18 protein-coding genes and 1 riboswitch are annotated in these 19,515 nt (G+C 69.6%); of the genes, 9 read left to right on the top strand and 9 right to left on the bottom strand.

From position 1 onward, the window contains the following. The first annotated feature begins 57 nt into the window (after window positions 1-57). Window positions 58-621, top strand: coding sequence for a hypothetical protein (locus F1C10_RS12700; RefSeq protein ID WP_185206680.1), 564 nt, complete (start codon window positions 58-60; stop codon window positions 619-621). Here the strand turns inward: F1C10_RS12700 and F1C10_RS12695 are convergent. Continuing rightward, on the bottom strand, window positions 618-905 hold the full coding sequence (locus tag F1C10_RS12695; protein ID WP_185206679.1) for a J domain-containing protein: 288 nt from the start codon (window positions 903-905) through the stop codon (window positions 618-620). The genes F1C10_RS12700 and F1C10_RS12695 overlap by 4 nt on opposite strands. Beyond that, window positions 902-1,684: a division plane positioning ATPase MipZ gene (locus F1C10_RS12690; protein ID WP_185206677.1), complete on the bottom strand. Its 783-nt coding sequence runs from the start codon at window positions 1,682-1,684 to the stop codon at window positions 902-904. Before F1C10_RS12690 ends, F1C10_RS12695 begins: the two co-directional genes overlap by 4 nt. 81 nt (window positions 1,685-1,765) lie before the next feature. On the opposite strand from F1C10_RS12690, the gene panC reads away from it, so the two are divergent. Beyond that, window positions 1,766-2,617 (top strand): pantoate--beta-alanine ligase, encoded by an 852-nt coding sequence (gene panC, locus F1C10_RS12685; protein ID WP_185206675.1) that lies wholly within the window; start codon window positions 1,766-1,768, stop codon window positions 2,615-2,617. Between the two features lie 61 nt (window positions 2,618-2,678). Beyond that, complete coding sequence (locus tag F1C10_RS12680; RefSeq protein ID WP_185206673.1) at window positions 2,679-2,975, top strand: hypothetical protein; 297 nt, start codon at window positions 2,679-2,681, stop codon at window positions 2,973-2,975. A gap of 31 nt (window positions 2,976-3,006) precedes the next feature. Here the strand turns inward: F1C10_RS12680 and topA are convergent, their stop codons facing one another. The 4 genes from topA to plsY all read right to left on the bottom strand — a co-directional run bounded on the left by topA (window position 3,007) and on the right by plsY (window position 7,717). After that, a complete protein-coding gene (gene topA, locus F1C10_RS12675) occupies window positions 3,007-5,604 on the bottom strand; it encodes a type I DNA topoisomerase (RefSeq protein ID WP_185206671.1) in 2,598 nt (865 codons plus the stop codon). An 88-nt stretch (window positions 5,605-5,692) separates the two neighbouring features. Continuing rightward, window positions 5,693-6,046: a hypothetical protein gene (locus F1C10_RS12670; RefSeq protein ID WP_185206669.1), complete on the bottom strand. Its 354-nt coding sequence runs from the start codon at window positions 6,044-6,046 to the stop codon at window positions 5,693-5,695. Next, on the bottom strand, window positions 6,043-7,140 hold the full coding sequence (gene dprA, locus F1C10_RS12665; RefSeq protein ID WP_185206667.1) for a DNA-processing protein DprA: 1,098 nt from the start codon (window positions 7,138-7,140) through the stop codon (window positions 6,043-6,045). Before dprA ends, F1C10_RS12670 begins: the two co-directional genes overlap by 4 nt. Further along, on the bottom strand, window positions 7,133-7,717 hold the full coding sequence (gene plsY, locus F1C10_RS12660) for a glycerol-3-phosphate 1-O-acyltransferase PlsY (protein ID WP_185210235.1): 585 nt from the start codon (window positions 7,715-7,717) through the stop codon (window positions 7,133-7,135). Before plsY ends, dprA begins: the two co-directional genes overlap by 8 nt. A gap of 142 nt (window positions 7,718-7,859) precedes the next feature. Between plsY and murI the strand changes: the two genes are divergently transcribed. The 3 genes from murI (at window position 7,860) to F1C10_RS12645 (ending at window position 11,130) form a co-directional block, all read left to right on the top strand. Beyond that, a complete protein-coding gene (murI, locus tag F1C10_RS12655; protein WP_185206665.1) occupies window positions 7,860-8,648 on the top strand; it encodes a glutamate racemase in 789 nt (262 codons plus the stop codon). 140 nt (window positions 8,649-8,788) lie between these two features. Then, window positions 8,789-10,033: a 5-aminolevulinate synthase gene (hemA, locus tag F1C10_RS12650; protein ID WP_185206663.1), complete on the top strand. Its 1,245-nt coding sequence runs from the start codon at window positions 8,789-8,791 to the stop codon at window positions 10,031-10,033. 227 nt (window positions 10,034-10,260) lie between these two features. Beyond that, a complete protein-coding gene (locus tag F1C10_RS12645) occupies window positions 10,261-11,130 on the top strand; it encodes a 3-hydroxybutyryl-CoA dehydrogenase (RefSeq protein ID WP_185206661.1) in 870 nt (289 codons plus the stop codon). On the opposite strand, the gene F1C10_RS12640 is transcribed toward F1C10_RS12645, so the two are convergent. Further along, the gene (locus F1C10_RS12640) at window positions 11,097-11,978 is read right to left on the bottom strand and encodes an ABC transporter substrate-binding protein (RefSeq protein ID WP_185206659.1); all 882 of its coding nucleotides are present in this window, start codon (window positions 11,976-11,978) and stop codon (window positions 11,097-11,099) included. The two genes, F1C10_RS12645 and F1C10_RS12640, sit on opposite strands and share 34 nt — an antisense overlap. Window positions 11,979-12,044: 66 nt before the next feature. Between F1C10_RS12640 and F1C10_RS12635 the strand changes: the two genes are divergently transcribed. The 3 genes from F1C10_RS12635 to F1C10_RS12625 all read left to right on the top strand — a co-directional run bounded on the left by F1C10_RS12635 (window position 12,045) and on the right by F1C10_RS12625 (window position 16,234). Continuing rightward, the gene (locus F1C10_RS12635) at window positions 12,045-13,037 is read left to right on the top strand and encodes an iron ABC transporter permease (protein ID WP_185206658.1); all 993 of its coding nucleotides are present in this window, start codon (window positions 12,045-12,047) and stop codon (window positions 13,035-13,037) included. Next, a complete protein-coding gene (locus F1C10_RS12630) occupies window positions 13,031-13,798 on the top strand; it encodes an ABC transporter ATP-binding protein (protein ID WP_185206656.1) in 768 nt (255 codons plus the stop codon). Before F1C10_RS12635 ends, F1C10_RS12630 begins: the two co-directional genes overlap by 7 nt. Before the next feature lie 47 nt (window positions 13,799-13,845). Further along, window positions 13,846-14,067, top strand: a riboswitch (cobalamin riboswitch). A gap of 223 nt (window positions 14,068-14,290) precedes the next feature. Further along, window positions 14,291-16,234 carry a TonB-dependent siderophore receptor gene (locus F1C10_RS12625; protein ID WP_185206654.1) on the top strand — a complete coding sequence of 648 codons (1,944 nt, stop codon included), beginning with the start codon at window positions 14,291-14,293 and terminating at the stop codon, window positions 16,232-16,234. A gap of 43 nt (window positions 16,235-16,277) precedes the next feature. On the opposite strand, the gene F1C10_RS12620 is transcribed toward F1C10_RS12625, so the two are convergent. Beyond that, window positions 16,278-18,812: an ABC transporter permease gene (locus tag F1C10_RS12620; protein ID WP_219729753.1), complete on the bottom strand. Its 2,535-nt coding sequence runs from the start codon at window positions 18,810-18,812 to the stop codon at window positions 16,278-16,280. Next, complete coding sequence (locus tag F1C10_RS12615; protein ID WP_185206652.1) at window positions 18,809-19,504, bottom strand: ABC transporter ATP-binding protein; 696 nt, start codon at window positions 19,502-19,504, stop codon at window positions 18,809-18,811. Before F1C10_RS12615 ends, F1C10_RS12620 begins: the two co-directional genes overlap by 4 nt. Window positions 19,505-19,515: the final 11 nt, after the last annotated feature.

Raw genomic sequence — 19,515 nt, 5'->3', positions numbered from 1 at the left:
TGTCGGTCGATCGATACGGCGCTTGATCCCCGGCGGCGTCGCGGTGACACTGCCTGGGTGGACGCCTTCTCCTATCTCTCGGTGCTGCTATCGATCATCCTCGGGCTGGCGATCACGCAGGTGCTGCAGGGCGTGCGCGGCCTGCTGCTGTCGCGGCGCCACGTGCGGCCGTACCCGCCGGTGCTGCTATGGGCCGGGACGATCCTGCTGATGGCGGTGCAGATGTGGTGGGCGAGCTTCGGACTGGCCGATCACGCCGAGTGGACCTTCGCTGAATTCGGCATCGTGCTGGTGCAGACGACGCTGCTCTACATGCTCGCCGCGCTCGTCCTGCCCGATTTCGCGCTCCACGAGCCGGCCGATTTGCGCGAGCATTATTATCGCGAGACGCGACCGTTCTTTGCCATCCTCGTCGCGATCCTGCTCGTCAGCGGGTTCAAGGATCTCATCATCGACGGCTATCTGCCGTCGGGCATCAACCTGTTGTTCCACGCCGCCTTCGCCGCGATCGCACTGGCCTGTTCGATCAGTCGCCGTGCCCGACTGCACGAGATCAGCGCCGTCGCCATCGCCGCGATGGTCGTCGTCTACATCGCGCTGCTGTTCGCGCGGCTGGGTTAACCCCGGCGCAGCAACAGATCGCGCGCGGCGTTGAGCGCGCGGGCGCGTTCGGGCGATCCGCCGCGATCGGGATGCGCCTCGCTCATCAGCCGGCGGTGCGCATCGCGTATCCCGCGCTCGTCGGCAGAGGCATCGAGCCCGAGCAGGCGGCGCGCAGCGATCGCGTCGGCCGGGTCGACCGTTGGGCCGGATCGTACCGCTCGCTTGCCGCTGCCGAGCGCGTCCTTCCACAGCTTCCACCCGGCGTAGGCGACGAGCATCGCGATCAGCAGCTTCCAGATCATGCGACTTGCGGCACCGCCGGTTCGGGCAGCGCGAGCCCGGCCATCATCTCGCGCAATTCCTGGCGCGCCGCGACATGGCCGAGCCCCATCGCGCCGAACTCCTTGGCATCGAGCATCGTCATGCCCGATGGGAACAGCTCTCGATAGATCACGCGCTCGCCGAGCCCGGGAATGATGCGGAAGCCGACGCGCTTGGCGAGCTGGTCGAGCGCTTCGGAGACGCGGCGCATGTTGCGCGCCTCGATATGCTGCAGGCGGTTGCGCAGCACGACCCAGTCGATCGTCGAGCCGTCCGCCTTCGCCCGTGCCTTGCGCGCGTCCCAGATCAGTTCCGAGTAGAAGCTCGGCCGGGTGACCTTGAAGGTTTCGGGATGAACCTGGCCGATCAGGTCGAAATCGACGAAACTGTCGTTCATCGGCGTCACCAGCGTGTCAGCCCGCACCGCCGCCATCCGCGCATAGGGATCGTCGCGGCCCGGCGTGTCGATCACCAGAAAGTCGCTGCCGTCGACCATCGCCTCGAACGCGGGCTCGAAATCGTCGTGCGCCGTGCGATGGCGCGGAATGACAAGCGGCGCGCCGGTACGGCGTACCGTTTCGGCACGATTGTCGAGATACCGCCCCATCGTGCGCTGGCGATGATCGAGGTCGAGGCAGGCAACCCGCGCGCCGCGTACGGCAAGCGCGATCGCGACGTGCACGGCCGTCGTCGACTTGCCCGTCCCGCCCTTTTCATTGGCGAAGACGATGACGTGAGTATTGTCGGAACCACTCGGCAAGTCGTCGCATCCCTTGTTGATCGCGCGGATACTCCCCCATAGATGCCCGTTGATCCCGTTACGAGTGGAGTTTCGACGCGCGTGCAGACTGTCCGTGACCTGAACGACCTGCGCGCTGCCGTTGCCGCCTTTCGCGCCGATGGCGCGCGCGTCGCGCTGGTGCCGACGATGGGCGCGCTCCATGCCGGGCATATCGCGCTGATCGACGCGGCGAAGCGGGCCGGGACGCGCGTCGTCGCGTCGATCTTCGTCAATCCCAAGCAGTTCGGCCCCAACGAGGATCTGGCGCGCTATCCGCGGCGCGAGGCGGCCGACGCGCGCCTGCTGGTCGATGCGGGATGCGACCTGCTGTGGCTGCCGCCGGTGGAGGTCATGTACCCGGACGGTTTCGCGACCAACGTGTCCGTGTCCGGCGTGACAGAGGGGCTCGATGGCGCCGCGCGGCCGGGGCATTTCGATGGCGTGGCGACCGTCGTTACCAAGCTGTTCAATCAGGTGACGCCCGACGCCGCCTATTTCGGCGAGAAGGATTTCCAGCAGCTTGCCGTCATCCGCCGGATGGTCAGCGATCTCGATTTCGCGATCGAAATCGTGGGCGTGCCGACGCAGCGCGACGACGACGGCCTCGCGCTGTCGTCGCGCAACATCTACCTCGACGAGGAACAGCGCGCGAAGGCAGTGACGCTGCCGCGTGCGCTGGGTGTCGCAGGGCGCGCGATTGCCCGCGGTGATGATCCGGCGGCGGCGCTGGCCGAAGCGCAGGCGAGCCTCGTCGCCGCGGGCTTCGTCGTCGATTACGTCGCGCTAGTCGACGCGGCTACGCTGGGCGAGCCGACGGGCGCTGATCGCCCGCGCCGCCTGCTTGCCGCCGCGCGCATGGGGCAGACCCGGCTGATCGACAATATCGCCGTCGACCCCGCGTTAACCCGTTAACCATTTATAGAGACGAATCGCGCCAAGGTCAGCCCATGGGGACCTGAACTGGGGCAATAACATGGGCAACAGCCTGAAAAGCGCACGATTTCTGATCGAGACACGACTGGCCGACGCGATGCGCGGCGACGATCGCGCCTGCTACGACCTGGGCGTCGCATATTCGACCGGCACCGGCGGCGCCGATTACGATCTCATCCAGGCGCACAAATGGTTCAATCTCGCGGCGGTTGCCGGCAACGAAGCGGCGCAGGTCGCCCGCGCCGAGATCGCCGACGACATGACCGCACGCGAGATCGCGACCGCGCAGCGCGCGGCACGCGACTGGATCGCCGCGAGCCAGCGCCGCGCGGCCTGACGCTTCCGCGGCCGCGCTCAGCCGGCGCGACTTACGCCGCGGCGCTCTTCTTCGCGGCTGCCTTCTTCGGCGCAGCTTTCTTGGAGGCCGCCTTCTTGGCCGGCGCATCCTTGCTCGCCGCCGCTTCCTTCTTGGCAGCCGGCTTTTTCGCCGGCGCCTTCTTCTTCGGCTTGCCCTTCGACGGCATCGCGGCGCGCGCGTCGATCAGCTGCGCCGCTTCCTCGAGCGTCAGCGCGTCGGGGGCGATCGTCTTGGGCAACGTCGCGTTCGTCTCGCCGTCGGTGACGTAGGGGCCGTAGCGACCCTCCATCAGCTTGATCTCCGCCTCGGTCCGCGGATGCTTGCCGAGCACCTTGAGCGGCTCGCGTGATCCGCGCTGCGGCCGCCCGCGGCCCGCCGCCGCTTCGGCGAGCTTGACCACGGCGGCATTCATGCCGGTTTCGAACACGTCCATCGTCGCGCCGAGCCGCGCATATTTGCCGTCGTGCTGGAGATACGGGCCGTAGCGGCCGATCGAGGCGACGATGTCCTTGCCCGTTTCGGGATGCTGGCCGATCGTCCGCGGTAGGCTCAGTAGCTTGAGCGCCATTTCGAGGTCGAGTTCACCGATATCCTTGGGGACCGAGGCGCGCTTTGCCTCCTTGCCCTCGCCGAGCTGGATGTACGGGCCGAACCGCCCGGACTTGCGCTCGACCGGCAGTCCGGTGACCGGATCGTGGCCAAGCTGCTCGGGCTCGCCGCTGTCGCCGCCCTCGGCACCTGCCTGCGCAAAGCGGCGGGTGTATTTGCACTCGGGATAGTTGGAGCAGGCGATGAACGCGCCGAAGCGACCGCCGCGCAGCGCGAGCCGCCCGTCGCCACAATTGGGGCACAGCCGCGCGTCGCCGCCGTCCGCCTTCTGCGGGAACAGATAGTCTTCGAGAAACGCGTCGAGCTGCTCGGTGACTTCGCTCGGCTTGAACTCCATCACCTCCGCGGTGCGCGGCTTGAAATCGCGCCAGAAGCTCTCGAGCACCGCCTGCCACTCCGCACGGCCACCGGACACGTCGTCGAGCTCCTCCTCGAGCTCGGCGGTATAGTCATAGCCGACGTAGCGTTCGAAGAAGCGCTCGAGGAACGCCGTCACGAGCCGCCCACTCTCCTCGGCGAAGAAGCGGTTCTTCTCGACGCGGACGTAGGCGCGATCCTTCAGCGTCTTGATGATCGAGGCGTAGGTCGAGGGGCGGCCGATGCCGAGCTCCTCCATCCGCTTGACCAGCGAGGCTTCGGAGAAGCGCGGCGGCGGCTGGGTGAAATGCTGTTCGGCGTCGACCGATTTCTTGGCCGGGGAATTGCCGTCGCGCATCCGCGGCAGGCGCTTCGCGTCTTCATCGGCGCTATCGTCCTGCCCCTCTTCGTAGAGCGCGAGATAGCCGGGGAAGAGCACGACCTGGCCGGTCGCGCGCAGCATGTTGCGGCCAGTGCCGTCAGCCATGTCGACGGTGGTGCGCTCCATGCGGGCCGAAGCCATCTGGCTGGCGAGTGCGCGCTTCCAGACGAGATCGTAAAGGCGGGCATGGTCGCCCGAGCCGACGCGATCGCGGCTGAAATCGGTCGGGCGGATCGCCTCGTGCGCTTCCTGCGCGTTCTTCGCCTTGGTCTGGTACTGCCGCGGCTTGTCGGGCACGTAGCTCGCGTCATAGCGATTGGCGATCGCGCCGCGCGCGGCGTCGATGGCGCTGCCGTCCATCTGCACGCCGTCGGTACGCATGTAAGTGATCGCCCCGTCCTCGTAGAGCTGCTGCGCGATCCGCATCGTGTGATCGGCGGAGAAGCCGAGCTTGCGCGCCGCTTCCTGCTGCAACGTCGAGGTGGTGAAGGGCGGCGGCGGGTTGCGCGTCGCGGGCTTGGTCTCAACCCGCTCGACGGTGAAGCGGCCGGCCTCGACCGCGGCCTTGGCCTTCAGCGCGTCGCCCTCGTTGCCGATCGACAGGCGGTCGAGCTTCTTGCCGTCCCATTGCACGAGGCGCGCGGTGAAGGGCGTGCCGTCCTGCTCCATGGCGGCAGTGACAGACCAATATTCCTGCGCGCGAAACGCCTCGATCTCACGCTCGCGATCGACGATCAGGCGCAGCGCGACCGATTGGACGCGGCCGGCGGACTTGGCGCCGGGCAGCTTGCGCCACAGCACCGGCGAGAGCGTAAAGCCGACGAGATAGTCGAGCGCGCGGCGGGCGCGGTACGCGTCGATCAGATCGGTATCGAGCTCGCGCGGGTTCGCCATTGCGGTCGTCACCGCCGCCTTGGTGATCGCGTTGAAGGTGACGCGCTGAACGTCCTTGGGCAATGCCTTGCGCTTCGCCAGCACTTCCTGGACGTGCCAGCTGATCGCCTCGCCCTCGCGATCGGGGTCGGTCGCGAGGATCAGCCGGTCGGCGCCCTTCGCCAGATCGGCGATCGCCTTGAGCTGCTTTGCCTTGTCGGCGTAATTCTCCCACTCCATCGCGAAGCCGGCATCGGGATCGACCGAGCCGTCCTTGGGCGGCAGATCGCGGACATGGCCGTAGCTCGCGAGGACGCGATAATCGGAGCCGAGGTATTTTTCGATGGTCTTCGCCTTGGCGGGCGATTCGACGATGACGAGTTGCATTGGCGCCTTGCTAACGATCTTCACACGTACGCGCGAGGGTGACGGCGGCGGCGGCGGATCGTCAAGCAGCCCGCGCTGCATCTGCCGATCAGCGTCTGGGTGTCGCCCGCCACGCGAGCAAAAAGCCGAGCCCGAGCAAAAGGTCGAGCCCGCCGAACAGGACGACTGCGAGCGGTGCCTTGCCCGCTGCGTGGAGCAGAAGCGCCGGCACGCCGAACGCCAGCTTCTCCGCCACGCCCGTCAGCATCAGCGCGCGGTAGCGGATTGGGTCGCCGCCGATGATCCAGAAGACGATCTGAAACGCGCTCGCGGTGCCGATGAAGCCATAAGCGACGAGCTCAGCTCCCGCGGGCTGCGGCAGTAGATATTGCGGCAGCAGCGCGAGCAGCCCGTAGATCGCCGCGCCGCGAAACCACAGCGGAACCCAGCGCGGCGCCGTCACGTGACGATACTCACGCGGCCGCCGGCGTGGCGTTCCAGCCGGCCGGCGAGTTCCAGCTCGAGCAGCACCATTTGGACGACCGCGGGCGCAATGCCAGACTGGCGGATCAGTTCGTCCACCGCGACCGGCACCGGCCCCAGCAGATCGGCGATGCCGCGCCGCGCCTGATCGTCGGCGTCCGCCGGAGGCTGCGGCTCGAACCCCCACGTCGGGGAGCGGACGAGGCGCGAGTCGAGCGGGCGGATCTGCTCCAGTACGTCGGCGGCGTTCTGCACCAGCGTGGCGCCCTCGCGGATCAGCAGATTGCACCCCTGCGCACGCGGATCGAGCGGGCTGCCGGGCACCGCCATCACCTCGCGACCGGCCTCGTTGGCGAGCCGCGCGGTGATCAGCGAGCCCGATTTGGGTGCGGCCTCGACCACCACCGTCCCGTGCGCCAGTCCTGCGATGATCCGGTTGCGATAGGGAAAGTGCCGGGCGCGCGGCTCGATCCCCGGCGGCATCTCGGCGATAAGCAGCGCGTCGGTCGCGATCCGCTCCTGCAGCGCGGCGTTCTCGGGCGGATAGGCGACGTCGATCCCGCCGGCGATAACGGCGATCGTCGCGGCGCCCGCCCCCATATGCGCCGCGGTATCGATCCCGCGCGCGAGGCCCGACACGACGATCGCGCCCTCCGCGGCCAGATCGTGCGCCAGACCGCGCGCGAAGCGACACGCTGCCGCAGAAGCGTTGCGCGCGCCGACGATCGCCACGATCCGCGCGTCGGCCGCAGGCAAAACGCCGCGCATGGTCAGCACCGGCGGCGCATCGTCGAGTTCGGCGAGCAACCGCGGATAGTCGGGCGAATCGATGAACAGATGGCGGGCGCCGAGCGCTGCGACCCGATCGACTTCCTGCGCGACCGTACGTGGATCGGGCGGAGCGCCGCTGCGCCCGCCGCCGCGCCGCGCGAGATCGGGCAGTGAGCTGAGCGCGGCGGCAGCCGTGCCGAAGCGGCGGATCAGCTGGCGATAAGTGACCGGGCCGACGCCCGGCGTGCGGATCAGCCGCAGGCGATCCGCCGCATCGTGGAGCAGCGGATCGGCGTCAGCCACCCTTTCTGCCGATCCTGGGTTCCGCGCCCTTGATCAGTCGCCCGATGTTCTCGCGGTGCTTCCAGATGACGATCAGTGCGAGCGCGAGCAGCAGCGGCACATAGTCGAACTGGTCGAACGCCGCCGCCGCCAGTGGCGCGCTGACCGCCGCCGTCATGCCGGCGACCGAGGAGATGCGCAGCAGTGCGAGCAGCCCGAGCCAGACGATCGCATAGACCAGCCCAAGCGGCCAGTAGAGCGCGAGCACGATCCCCATCAGCGTCGCAACGCCCTTGCCGCCGCGAAACATCAGCCAGACGGGGTAGCAATGGCCGACAAACGCGCCCGCCGCCGCCAGTTGCTCATTGCCCGGGAACAGCCGCGCCACGATCGCTACCGCGGCCCAGCCCTTGATCATGTCGAGCAGCAGCGTTGCCGCGGCGAGCCCCTTGCGCCCCGTGCGCAGCACGTTGGTCGCGCCGATGTTGCCAGAGCCGATCTGACGGAGATCGCCCGCCCCGCCGAAGCGCGTCAGCAGCACGCCGAAGGGGATCGAGCCCAGCAGATAGCCGAGCAGCAGCGCCGCGGCCGGCGGCATCCAGACGATCCCGGTTTCCAGGTGCACTCCCTCCGTTGGTCGTGACGATAACCGAACGATTGCCGCGACGCTACTCACCTGCATCAACCGTACGGAAGCGTGCGCGCTTCCCCGCTCCGCCGCCGCGCGGTAGGCGGCAGCGATGAGCGACGCGCGGCCGATCCTGTTCTTCGATTCGGGCGTCGGCGGGTTGTCGATCGTCGATCCTGCGCGCGCCGCGCTGCCGAACGCGCCTTTCGTCTATGTCGCCGATTCGGCTGGTTTTCCCTACGGCACGAGGGACGAGGCCGAGATCGCGGCTCGCGTGCCTGCACTGCTCGGGCGGCTGGCCGAACGCTACGCACCGCGGCTGATCGTGATCGCATGCAACACCGCCTCGACGATCGCGCTCGCCGCGGTGCGCAGCGCGCTCGATGTGCCGATCGTCGGCACCGTGCCCGCGATCAAGCCCGCCGCCGCGCGTAGCCGGACGCGGACGATCGCGGTCCTCGGCACCGCGGCAACGGTGCGTCAGCGCTACGTCGACGATCTCGCCGCACGCTTCGCCGCCGATTGCCGCGTCATCCGGCACGGCAGCGCGGCGCTGGTGACGCTGGCGGAGGCCAAGCTCGCCGGCGAGGTGGTAGATCCGGACGCCATACGCGCGGCAATCCGGCCGATGTTGGAGGCGGACGATGGTGATCGCATCGACACCGTCGTGCTCGCCTGCACGCACTTCCCGCTGCTGCGAGACGAGTTGCAGCGTGCCATTGCGCGGCCGATCGACTTCGTCGACGGCGGGGACGGTATCGCCCGTCGCATCGCGTTCCTGACGCAGGGCCAGTCGTTCGCGCGCGACCGTGCCGACCGCGCGGTGTTCACCGGCGCGGTCGCGACAGGGCTAGAAGCGGCGTTCGCGGCACGCGGCTTCGGCACGCTCGAACGGCTCTGATCTCGATCTTGCGCACGCCCGGGCAGCGATGCGCGTGCGGTGGCACCCGCCGCGTCATTGCGCGTTGAACGAGCCGGCAGATCAGCGTCATCGCCGGAATCCGCTGGAAACTGCGGCTCCACGCGCGTAAGTCGCACGCCATGTCCATCGACGCTCTCGCCGGAAAGCCGGTCGATTACACGCGCGCCTTCTCGCAGGCGATCGATCGCCTGCACGCCGAAGGCCGCTATCGGGTGTTCATCGACATCCTGCGCAACAAGGGTGCCTATCCCAGCGCGCGCTGCTTTGCCGGCCATAACGGGCCGAAGCCGATCACCGTCTGGTGCTCGAACGATTACCTCGCGATGGGGCAGCATCCCAAGGTGATCGCGGCGATGGAGGAAGCGCTGCACGACGTCGGTGCCGGCTCGGGCGGCACGCGTAACATCGGCGGCAACACGCACTATCACGTCGATCTGGAGGCCGAGCTCGCCGACCTGCACGGCAAGGAAGGCGCGCTGCTGTTCACGAGCGGCTATGTCTCGAACGAAGCGACGCTGGCGACGCTGGCCAAGGTGCTGCCCGGCTGCATCATCTACTCGGACGAGCTCAACCACGCGTCGATGATCGCGGGCATCCGCAACGCGGGCTGCGAGAAGCGCGTGTTCCGCCACAACGATCTCGCGCATCTCGAGGAGTTGCTCGCCGCGGACGACCCCGCGCTACCCAAGATGATCGCGTTCGAGAGCGTCTATTCGATGGAGGGCGACGTCGCCCCGATCGCCGCGATCTGCGACCTTGCCGACAAGTACAATGCGCTGACCTACCTTGACGAGGTTCACGCCGTCGGCATGTACGGCGCACGCGGCGGCGGCATCTCGGAGCGTGACGACGTCGCGCACCGCCTGACGATCATCGAAGGCACGCTGGGCAAGGCGTTCGGCGTGATGGGCGGCTATATCGCCGCGGACCGGACGATCATCGACGTCATCCGCTCCTACGCGCCGGGCTTCATCTTCACCACGTCGCTCTCGCCTGTGCTCGTCGCTGGTGTGCTGGCGAGCGTGCGCCACCTCAAGGCATCGTCGATCGAGCGCGAGGGGCAGCAGGCTGCCGCCGCGCGACTGAAGGCGATGATGACCGAGGCCGGGCTCCCGGTGATGATTGGCGACACGCACATCGTGCCGGTGATGGTCGGCGATCCGGTGAAGGCGAAAAAGATCAGCGACGTGCTGCTCGCCGAATACGGCATCTACGTCCAGCCGATCAATTACCCGACCGTCCCGCGCGGCACCGAGCGGCTGCGCTTCACGCCCGGCCCGGCACACAGCGAAGCGATGATGCAGGAATTGACCGACGCGCTCACCGAGATCTGGGATCGCCTGGAGCTGCGCAAGGCGGCTTGATCCGCCTCCTTGCCCGCTGCCTCACCACTCCGTTCGTCCTGGGGAGAGGTTGAGCGCGAGCGAAGCCTCGTCTCGAAGGACGTGCGCCACGGGGCTGATGCTTCGAGACGTCACCCTTCGACTGCCTGCCGAGGCAGGCGCTCAGGACAGGCTTCGCCTTTGGCTCAGCATGTCCTCAGCACGAACGGTGGATGGGGATTGAAGCCAATTTGAGAGGGAAACAGAGTATGCAGGCAGTCGGCGTCGTCGGGGCGGGGCAGATGGGCGCGGGGATCGCGCAGGTCTCGGCACAGGCCGGCTATCGCGTCCTGCTGACCGATGTCGACAAAGCGCGTGCCGAGGCGGGCAAGGCCGGGATCGAGCGGCTGCTCGACCGCGCGGTCGACAAGGGGAAGCTCGAGCCGCAGGCGCGCGACCAGACGCTCGCGCGAATCGAGCCGATCGAGGGCGTCGAGGGAATGTCGGCGTGCGGCCTCGTGATCGAGGCCGCGACCGAGCGCGAGGAGGTGAAGCGCACGATCTTCGCGCGCGTCGGCACCGTGCTCGGCCATCAGGCGGTGCTCGCGTCGAACACCTCGTCGATCCCGATCACCCGGCTCGCGCAGGCGGCACCCGATCCGGCGCGCTTCATCGGCGTCCACTTCTTCAATCCCGTGCCCGTGATGGGGCTGATCGAGGTGATCCGCGGCCTCGCGACGTCGGACAAGACCGTGGCGACGATCGAGACCTATGCCGCGGCGCTCGGCAAGCAGGTGGTCCGCGCCAACGACGCGCCGGGCTTCATCGTCAACCGCGTGCTGATGCCGATGATCAACGAGGCGTGTTTCGCGCTCGGCGAGGGCGTCGCCACGATCCGCGACATCGATCTGGCGTGCCAATTGGGGCTCAACCACCCGATGGGGCCGCTGACGCTGGCCGATTTCATCGGGCTCGACACCTGTCTCGAGATCACCCGCGTGCTGTTCGAGACGACGGGTGATCCGAAGTTCCGCCCCGCTCCGCTGCTGGTGAAGTACGTCGAGGCCGGCTGGTATGGCCGCAAGACCAAGCGCGGCTTCTACGATTATTCGGGCGCCGAGCCGGTGCCGACGCGCTGAGGCGCGCGGCGTAGCTGCGCCGTCAGCGACTGCGCGGCGCGGACATAGGCCGGCCCCCCGCATACCGTCCACGCCTCCGGCACGCGTAGCCGCGGGATCGGCGCAATCAGCGGGTGGTGCAGCATCGCCGCGCCGCGATCGGTCGCTACGTCGGTCGCGGTTTCCACGATCAGAAAGTCGGGCCGCGCGAGCGCGATCTGTTCGAGCCCGATTCGCGCCAGCGGCGGCGTGCCGAGCCGCGTCGCAAGGTTGGTGAGGCCGACGCGCCGCATCAGATCGTCGACCAGCGTCCCCGTTCCGGTGAGATAGCCACGCCGCTGGTAATAAGCCGCGACACCGCCGCGCCCGGGGTTGGCAGGCAGCGCCGCCAGATCGCGGCGCATCCGCGCGATCAGCGCTTCGCCACGCGCCGGCTGGCCGATCGCGGCCGCGATCTGGCGGATCTGCGCGGCGATTTCCTGTGCCGTGTCGGCGGTGTCGAGCTCGATCAGCCGCGTCCGGCCACGCGTCAGGCGATCGAGCGCGGCGCGGCGGAAGCCGGGGGCGGCAATGACGAGATCGGGGCGCATCGCGAGGATATCCTCCGCAGTTCCGGCGGAAACGGGCCAGGACGCCGCCTGCGCCGCGACCGCCGACATATTCGGGTCGCGCGACAGACGCGTGAGCGCCGCCACCTGCGATCGATCCGCCAGCGCGACCAGATATTGGTCGGCGCACATGTTGAGCGAGACGATGCGTTGTGGCCGAAACGGTAGGCCTTGGGAGGGCTTCGGGTGAGCTTGAAGGGCGTAAACGGGGGCTGCACCGAGGGCGAGGGTAGCGAAGGGAAGGACGAGCCAGTGGCGCATGCATCGCCTTTGCCTCAGCCCGCGCGCATCGGCTAGGGAGCGGGCGAACTGCCCCGGGGTCGCCGCTTGCCATCTACCCGCCGCTGGCTCTGGCCCGCGCTGATCCTTCTGCTGGTGATCGCCGCGACGGCATCGGTCGGGATCGGCAGCGCCGCGATCCCGCTGCCGCGCGTGCTGCGCGCGCTGGCGGGCGGCGGCGATCCGGTCGAGCGGGCGATCCTGATCGAGCTGCGGCTGCCGCGCACGCTGCTCGCGCTGCTCGTCGGCGCGATGCTGGGCATCGCCGGGGCGGCGCTTCAGGGCTATCTGCGCAACCCGCTCGCCGAACCGTCGGTGCTCGGCGCGTCGAACGGGGCCGCGCTGGGTGCCGTGGTCGCGCTCTATTTCGGGCTGGCGGCGTGGCACGAAGCGACCGTGCCGCTGCTCGCGATCCTCGGCGCGCTCGCGAGCCTTGCGCTGCTGTTCGTGCTGGCCGGGCGGGCGGAGAGCGCGCTGACGCTGATCCTCGCCGGGATCGCGGTCGGCACGCTGGCGGGTGCGGGCATCAGCCTCGCGCTCAACCTGTCGCCCAATCCGTTCGCGGCGATGGAGATCGCGACATGGCTGCTCGGCAGCCTCGAGGACCGGTCGTTCCACCACGTCGCGCTCGCGCTGCCATGCATCGCGGTGGGAATCACGCTGCTCGCATGGGACGGCCGCGCGCTCGACGCGCTGACGCTCGGCGAGGATAGCGCCGCGACGTTGGGGATCGACCTCGCGCGGGTGCGGATCCGCATGCTGCTCGGCGTCGCGCTCGGTGTCGGCGGCGCGGTGGCGGTGTCGGGCGCAATCGGCTTCGTCGGATTGATCGTGCCGCATCTCGTGCGCCCATGGACCGACCGCAGCCCGTCGGCGGTGCTGTGGCCGAGCGCGGCGGGCGGCGCCGCGCTGCTGTGCCTCGCCGACGTCGCGGTACGCGTGATCCCGAGCAGCAACGAACTGCGGCTCGGCGTCGTCACCGCATTCCTCGGCGTGCCCGTGTTCCTCGTCCACCTGATGCGCGAGCGGCGGCTGTGGTGACGGTGACGCTGGAGGGGGTCGGCGTGCGGCTCGCCGGGCGGCAGGTCGTCGAGGACGTGTCGTTCACCGCGCGGGGCGCAGCGTTCGTCGGTGTGCTCGGCCCCAACGGCGCAGGCAAATCGTCTTTGATGCGCGCACTGCTTGGGTTGCTGCCCGCGAGCGGCCGGATCGCGATCGACGGGCAGCCGATCGCCGAGATCGCCGCGGCGACGCGCGGCCGGCGGCTCGCCTATCTGCCGCAGGGGCAGGCGCTGCACTGGCCGATCAGCGTCGCGCGGCTCGTCGCGCTCGGTCGCCTGCCGCACCTTGCCCCCTTCTCGCGGCTCGGCGACGACGATCGCGCCGCGATCACGCGCGCGATGGACCTCGCCGAGGTGACGCCGCTCGCGCAGCGCGTCGCGACCGAGCTGTCGGGCGGTGAGCGGGCGCGCGTGATGCTCGCCCGCGCGCTCGCCGTAGCGGCGCCGGTGCTGATCGCCGACGAACCGCTCGCCAGCCTCGATCCCGCGCACCAGCTGCACGGCATGGAGATTCTGCAGGCGCAGGCGCGCGCCGGCGTGCTGGTGATCGCCGTGCTCCATGATCTGGGACTCGCCGCACGCTTCTGCGACCGCGTACTGGTGATGAAGGACGGCCGGCTGGTCGCCGACGGGGCGCCGGGTGCGGTACTGACACCGCCGCTGCTCGCCGACGTCTACGGCATCAGCGCGCTGTTCCACGATGGGCAACCGATCGCGCCGCTGGCCCGCACCGGCGCATGACTTGCCTTTCTTCGCATCTGCGGTAGAGGCGCCGGCGGCCCGGTGATCCGGGCCACGTTCGCGCTGGTGCCCCGAGAGGGGCCATCGAGGGAATGCGGTGCGGGAGGGTTCCTCCCCAAGCCGCGGCTGTCCCTGCAACTGTAAGCGGCGAGCGCGGCGCACAGGCGCCCGGCACCGTTGCCGGGAGCAGCCACTGGGGAAACCTGGGAAGGCGTGCGGCGCGCGACGACCCGCGAGCCAGGAAACCTGCCGGCGCGGGTCGCTCGATGCTCGGGTCCAGGGGATGGTCGGGGCACGGAACATCCGTTCGAGCGACGACGGTGCGCGGCGGGGCGACCCGCCGATCACCGACAGCCGCGCGGCTCCGGGGCCGCACGTGGCGCGTCGAGCGGGCACCGCGTCCGTCATCTCCGCGCGTCATCGGTCCGTCGCAGGCGTGCGGCGGACGGCCCCGCCGCGTGTCCGAACGTTCGGCGCGGGGGGAATAAAAGAATGAAGAACCATGTTTCGCTGCTGGCGCTCGCCCTCGCGAGCGTCGCCACACCATCGCTCGCGCAGAGCGATCCAACGATCCCGACGCGCGATGCCGAGGGCCGCGACATCGTCGTCACCGGATCGCGATCGGGCGACGCCAACCGCGTGTCCGATCTGCCCGCGTCGGTCTCCGTCATCGCCGACGAGGATCTGAAGCTGCGCCAGGCGCGCATCGTTTCCGACGTGCTGCGCGACGTGCCGGGCGTGTCGGTGAGCCGCACCGGCGCGGTCGGCGGGCTGACGCAGGTGCGCATCCGCGGCAGCGAGAGCAATCACGTGCTGGTGCTGATCGACGGCATCGAGGTCGCCGACCCGTATCAGGGCGAGTACGACTTCGGCACGCTGATCGCCGACGAGGCGGCGCGGATCGAGGTGCTGCGCGGGCAGCAATCCTCGCTCTACGGCTCCGACGCGATCGGCGGCGTGATCCAGGTGATCACGCTGACCGGCCGCGAAGCGCCGGGGCTGTCGCTGCGCGCGGAGGGCGGATCGTTCGGCACCGCGGCGGGCGGCGCACGCTTCGCCGGCGTTTCCGACACGATCGACTATGCGCTGTCGGCGACCGCCTATCGCACCGACGGCACGCCGACCGCGCGCGGCGGCGAGCGCGACATCGGATCGACCAGTGTCGGCGCGACCGCCAAGCTGACGTGGACGCCGTCCGACGTGTTCAAGCTGACCGGCGTCGGCCGCTACAGCTACACCGACGCGCGCAGCAACAATTCGGAGAACGATACGTCGAGCCCGCTGTTCGGCTACACCGTCGACAGCCCGGGCGTGAAGACGCGCAACGAGGCGTTCTATGGCCTGGCGCGTGGCGAATTGTCTCTCGCCGACGGCCGCTGGGTGAGCGCGCTGACCGGGCAGATCGCCGACACGACGCGCAAGGGCTTCACCGCCGCCGGCTTCGATTACGGCGACGAGGGCACGCGCTACAAGGGATCGTTCGAGACGAGCTATCGCTTCGGCAGCGACCGCGTGGTGAACCGCGTGACCGGCGCGGTCGATTTCGAGCGCGAGGAATTCCGCAACACCACGCCCTCGCCGTTCGCCTTCCAGGGGCGGCGCGCGACGGAGAATTGGGGCTTCGTCGGCCAGTACGAATTGACCGTCGACGATGCCTTCTCGGCCGGCGCGAGCGTGCGGCACGATGCCAACGACCGCTTCGACGACGTGACGACGTGGCGCGCACAGGCGGGCTATCGCCTGCCGTTCGGGCTGCGCGTGCGCGGCGCGTACGGCACGGGCATCAAGAACCCCGGTTATTTCGAGCTCTTCGGCTATTCGGATGGGCGCTACATCGGCAATCCGAACCTGAAGCCCGAGAAGTCGAAGGGCTGGGAAGCGGGCGTCGACCAGGAGATCGCCGGCACCACGGCGACGATCGGCGCGACCTATTTTGACAACAGGCTGACCAACGAGATCTACACCACCTATCCCGCGCCCGCGTTCGTCGCGACGCCGGCGAACCGCACGACGCTGTCGAAGCAGCACGGCGTGGAGATGTTCGTATCCGCGCGGCCGATCCCGCAGATCAAGTTCGACCTGGCCTACACCTATCTCGATGCCGAGGAGGACGGGGTGACCGAGCTGCGCCGGCCGCGGCATATCGGCAGCCTCAACACGAGCGTGTTCAGCGCCGACCAACGCTTCTCCGGCACGCTCACGCTGCGCTACAACGGGCGGCAGTTCGACAATGCGTTCATCGATCCGAGCTTCGTGCCGGTGCGCGTGAGCCTCCGGGAATATGTGCTGATGAACCTCAGCGCCGAATACCGGCTAACCGATAGCTTCTCGCTGTTCGGCCGCGCGGAGAATCTGCTCGACGAGCGGTACGAGGAGATCTTCAGCTTCGTCGGCCAGGGACGCAGCGTGATCGGCGGGGTGCGCGCCAAGTTCTGACCGCCGGGCGCCCGCCCTTCCGATGCGGGGGGCGGGCGTCGACCTACAGCGTGCGCAGCGCCCGGGCGGGGCGCAGCGCCATCAGCGGCAGCGATCCGGCGAGCCCGATGCCGAGCGTGAGCAGCGCGCCGCCCGCCAGCGTGGCGAGCACCTGCGTCCAATCGGGCGCCCAGCCGAAATCGAACACCTGGACGATGACGAACCACGCCGCCGTCAGCCCGAGCGCCAGCGCCACCGCGGCGAGGATCGCGGCAAGCAGCCCGTATTCGAGCGCCTGCGTGCCGAGCACTTGCCAGCGTGTTGCCCCCAGCGTCTTCAGGATCACGCTGTCGTAGGCGCGCGACTGGCGCGAGGCGGCGATCGCGCCGACGAGCACGGCGATGCCGGCGAGGATCGCGATCGAGGCGGCCGCGACGATCGCCTGCGCCATTTGATCGAGGATGCCGCCGATCTGCCCGATGACGTCGCTGACCGCGATCACCGAGGCAGCGGGAAAGGCGCCGAGCAGCGCGCGCGTGACGGCGCCGTCGCGCGCCTTGTCCATCGTGATCGTCGCTGTGACGCTGTGCGGCGCGGTGGCGAGCGTGTTGGGCGAGAACACCATGATGTAGTTGAAGCCCATCGTGTCCCAGTTGATCTTGCGTAGCGAGGCAATGCGCGCGGGGATCTCGCGGCCGAGCACGCTGACCGTCAGCGTATCGCCGACGCCGATGTTCAGCACCTTGGCCGCCTCCGCATCGAGCGAGACGAGCGGCGGACCCGCATAGTCCTTCGGCCACCAGCGGCCGGCGACGAGATCGCTCCCCTGCGGCAGCGTGTCGCTGTACGTCGCGCCGCGCTCGCGGCCAAGGAACCACGCGCCGTCGGGCAGCTGCTTCAGATCCGCGACGCGCTGGTCGCCATAGGCGACGATCGTCGCACGCAGCGCGGGCACGACGTTGAGCGCGGCGCCCGGCGCGGTCTTGGCGACGAGCGAGCGGAAGCGCGCCGCGTCGGCGACGGGCACGTCGAGCACGAACAGATTGGGTGCCTTCTTGGGCACCGAGCGCGCGATCTCGGCGGAAAGGCTCGACTGGATCGCGGCGAGCGTGACGAACAGGGTGAGCGCGAGGCCGAGCGCGACCACCAGCGCGCCGGTCTGCGCGCCGGGGCGGTGGAGATTGCCGAGCGCGAGGCGCAGCAGCGGGCGACGCGGGCGTGGCAGCCGGCCGGCGATCCGCGCCACGCCCCAGCCGAGCGCGAGCAGCAGCACGAGCACGCCCGCAACCGCGCCGAGCACCGCGGCGGAGAACAAGGGCTCGCGCGCGGTGCCGAGCGCGACCGCGACGAGCGCGGCGGCGGCGAGCGCGACGCGCGCGAGCGTGCGGCGGTCGACGCCGCGGCGCGGATCGACGCCCGAGCGGAAGATCGCCGCCGCTGGCTGCGTGCGCGCGCGGGCGAGCGGCGGCAGCGTGAAGGCGTAGGCGATGAGGAGGCCGTAGAGCGCGCTGGTGGCGAGCGGCAGCGGGTGGAGCGCGAAACCGGGGCGGACCGGCAGCACGTCGCCGAGCAGTGCCACGATCGCGGACGGGATCAGCGCACCCGCGACGAGGCCGATGGCGATCGCGAGCACCGCGACCGCGCCGATCTGCAGCAGATAAATGCGCGCGATGTCCTGGCTGCGCGCGCCGAGCACCTTGAGCGTCGCGATCGACCCGCGCTTGAGCGCGAGGTACGACGACACGCCGTTGCTGACGCCGATCCCGGCGATCACCAGCGCGGCGAGCCCGATCAGCGACAGGAACTGGCCCATGCGCTCGAAGAAGCGGTTCGCGCCGGGTGCGGCGCGGCTGTGATCCTTGAACGACCAGCCGTCCGCCGCGTGCGCCTTTTCCAGCCGATCGCGTAAGCCGGGCGCGTCGGTGCCCGCCGGGGTGCGCAGACGGTATTTGCTGTCGTAGAGGCTGCCGGGCTGGATCAGCCCGGTGCGCGCGAGGCCATCGAGCGAGACGATCGCGACGGGGCCGAGCGTGAACCCCTCGCCGACGCGATCTGGCTCGTCGGCGATGATTCCGGAGACGGTGAAATCGGCTTGGCCGTAGCGCAGCCGCGCGCCGCGGCCGATCGCCAGCCGGTCGGCGAGCGCCTGCCCGATGACGACGCGATCGGGGGCGAGCGGCGCGTAGCGGCCTTTGGCGAGGCGCAGCGTGCCGTAGAGCGGATAGGCGCGGTCGACGCCCTTCAGCTCGGTGAGCACCGCCGGCGGCGCGTTGCTTCGCGCAGGGCCGAGCGTGTGTGCCATCGCGCGCAGGCGGATGGTTTCGCTGACGCTGCCGAACCGCCGCAGCATCGCGAGATCGGCGGGCGCGATCTGCCGCTGCATCATCGCGATTTCGATATCGCCGCCGAGCAGCGTGCGGCCGCGTGCGGCAAGCTCCTGCGTGATCGCGGCGGTGAGGCTGCCGATCGCCGCGAGCGTCGCAACACCGAGGAACAGGCAGACGAACAGAAGGCGAAGCCCGCGGAAGCCGGCGTTGAGATCGCGCCGCGCGATCCGCCAGGTCGCGCCCCAGCCGAGCGCGCCAGCATCGTCGCTCACGCGCGGCGCTCCCCGACGATACGGCCGTCGCGCATCTCGATCACGCGCGCGCAGCGATCGGCAAGCGCGGGATCGTGGGTGATGATGAGCAGCGTCGCACCCGCCGCGCGCTGGCGGGCGAACAGCAGATCGATCACCGCGGCACCGGTGGCGGCGTCGAGATTGCCGGTCGGCTCGTCGGCGAAGAGGATCGCGGGCTGCGGCGCGACGGCGCGCGCGATAGCGACGCGCTGCTGCTCGCCGCCCGAGAGCTGGGCTGGATAATGATCGAGCCGGTGGCCAAGGCCGACCGCTGCGAGCTCGTCCGCGGCGCGCGCAAAGGCATCGGCGTGGCCGCCGAGTTCGAGCGGGACGGCGACGTTCTCAAGCGCGGTCATCGTCGGCAGCAGGTGAAAGGCCTGGAGCACGATGCCGATCCGCCCGCGCCGCGCCCTGGCCAGCCCGTCCTCGTCGAGGCGGCCGAAATCGACGCCGCCGACGCTGACGCTGCCGCCGCTCGCGCGTTCGAGCCCCGACAGCACCGCCATCAGCGACGACTTGCCCGATCCCGAGGCGCCGAGGATCGCCAGGCTCTCCCCCGCCGCGATATCGAGATCGACGCCCTTCAGCACCTCGACCGGCGCGGCACGACTGCCGAGCGTGAGCGTGACATCGCGCGCGCGGACCGCGATAGCAGCGTCCTGGTTAGGCATAGGTGAGGGAC

The sequence above is a fragment of the Sphingomonas sp. NBWT7 genome (genome assembly GCF_014217605.1).
In the GTDB taxonomy this organism is placed as follows: Bacteria; Pseudomonadota; Alphaproteobacteria; order Sphingomonadales; family Sphingomonadaceae; genus Sphingomonas.
This window is presented reverse-complemented; position numbering and strand designations above follow the sequence as displayed.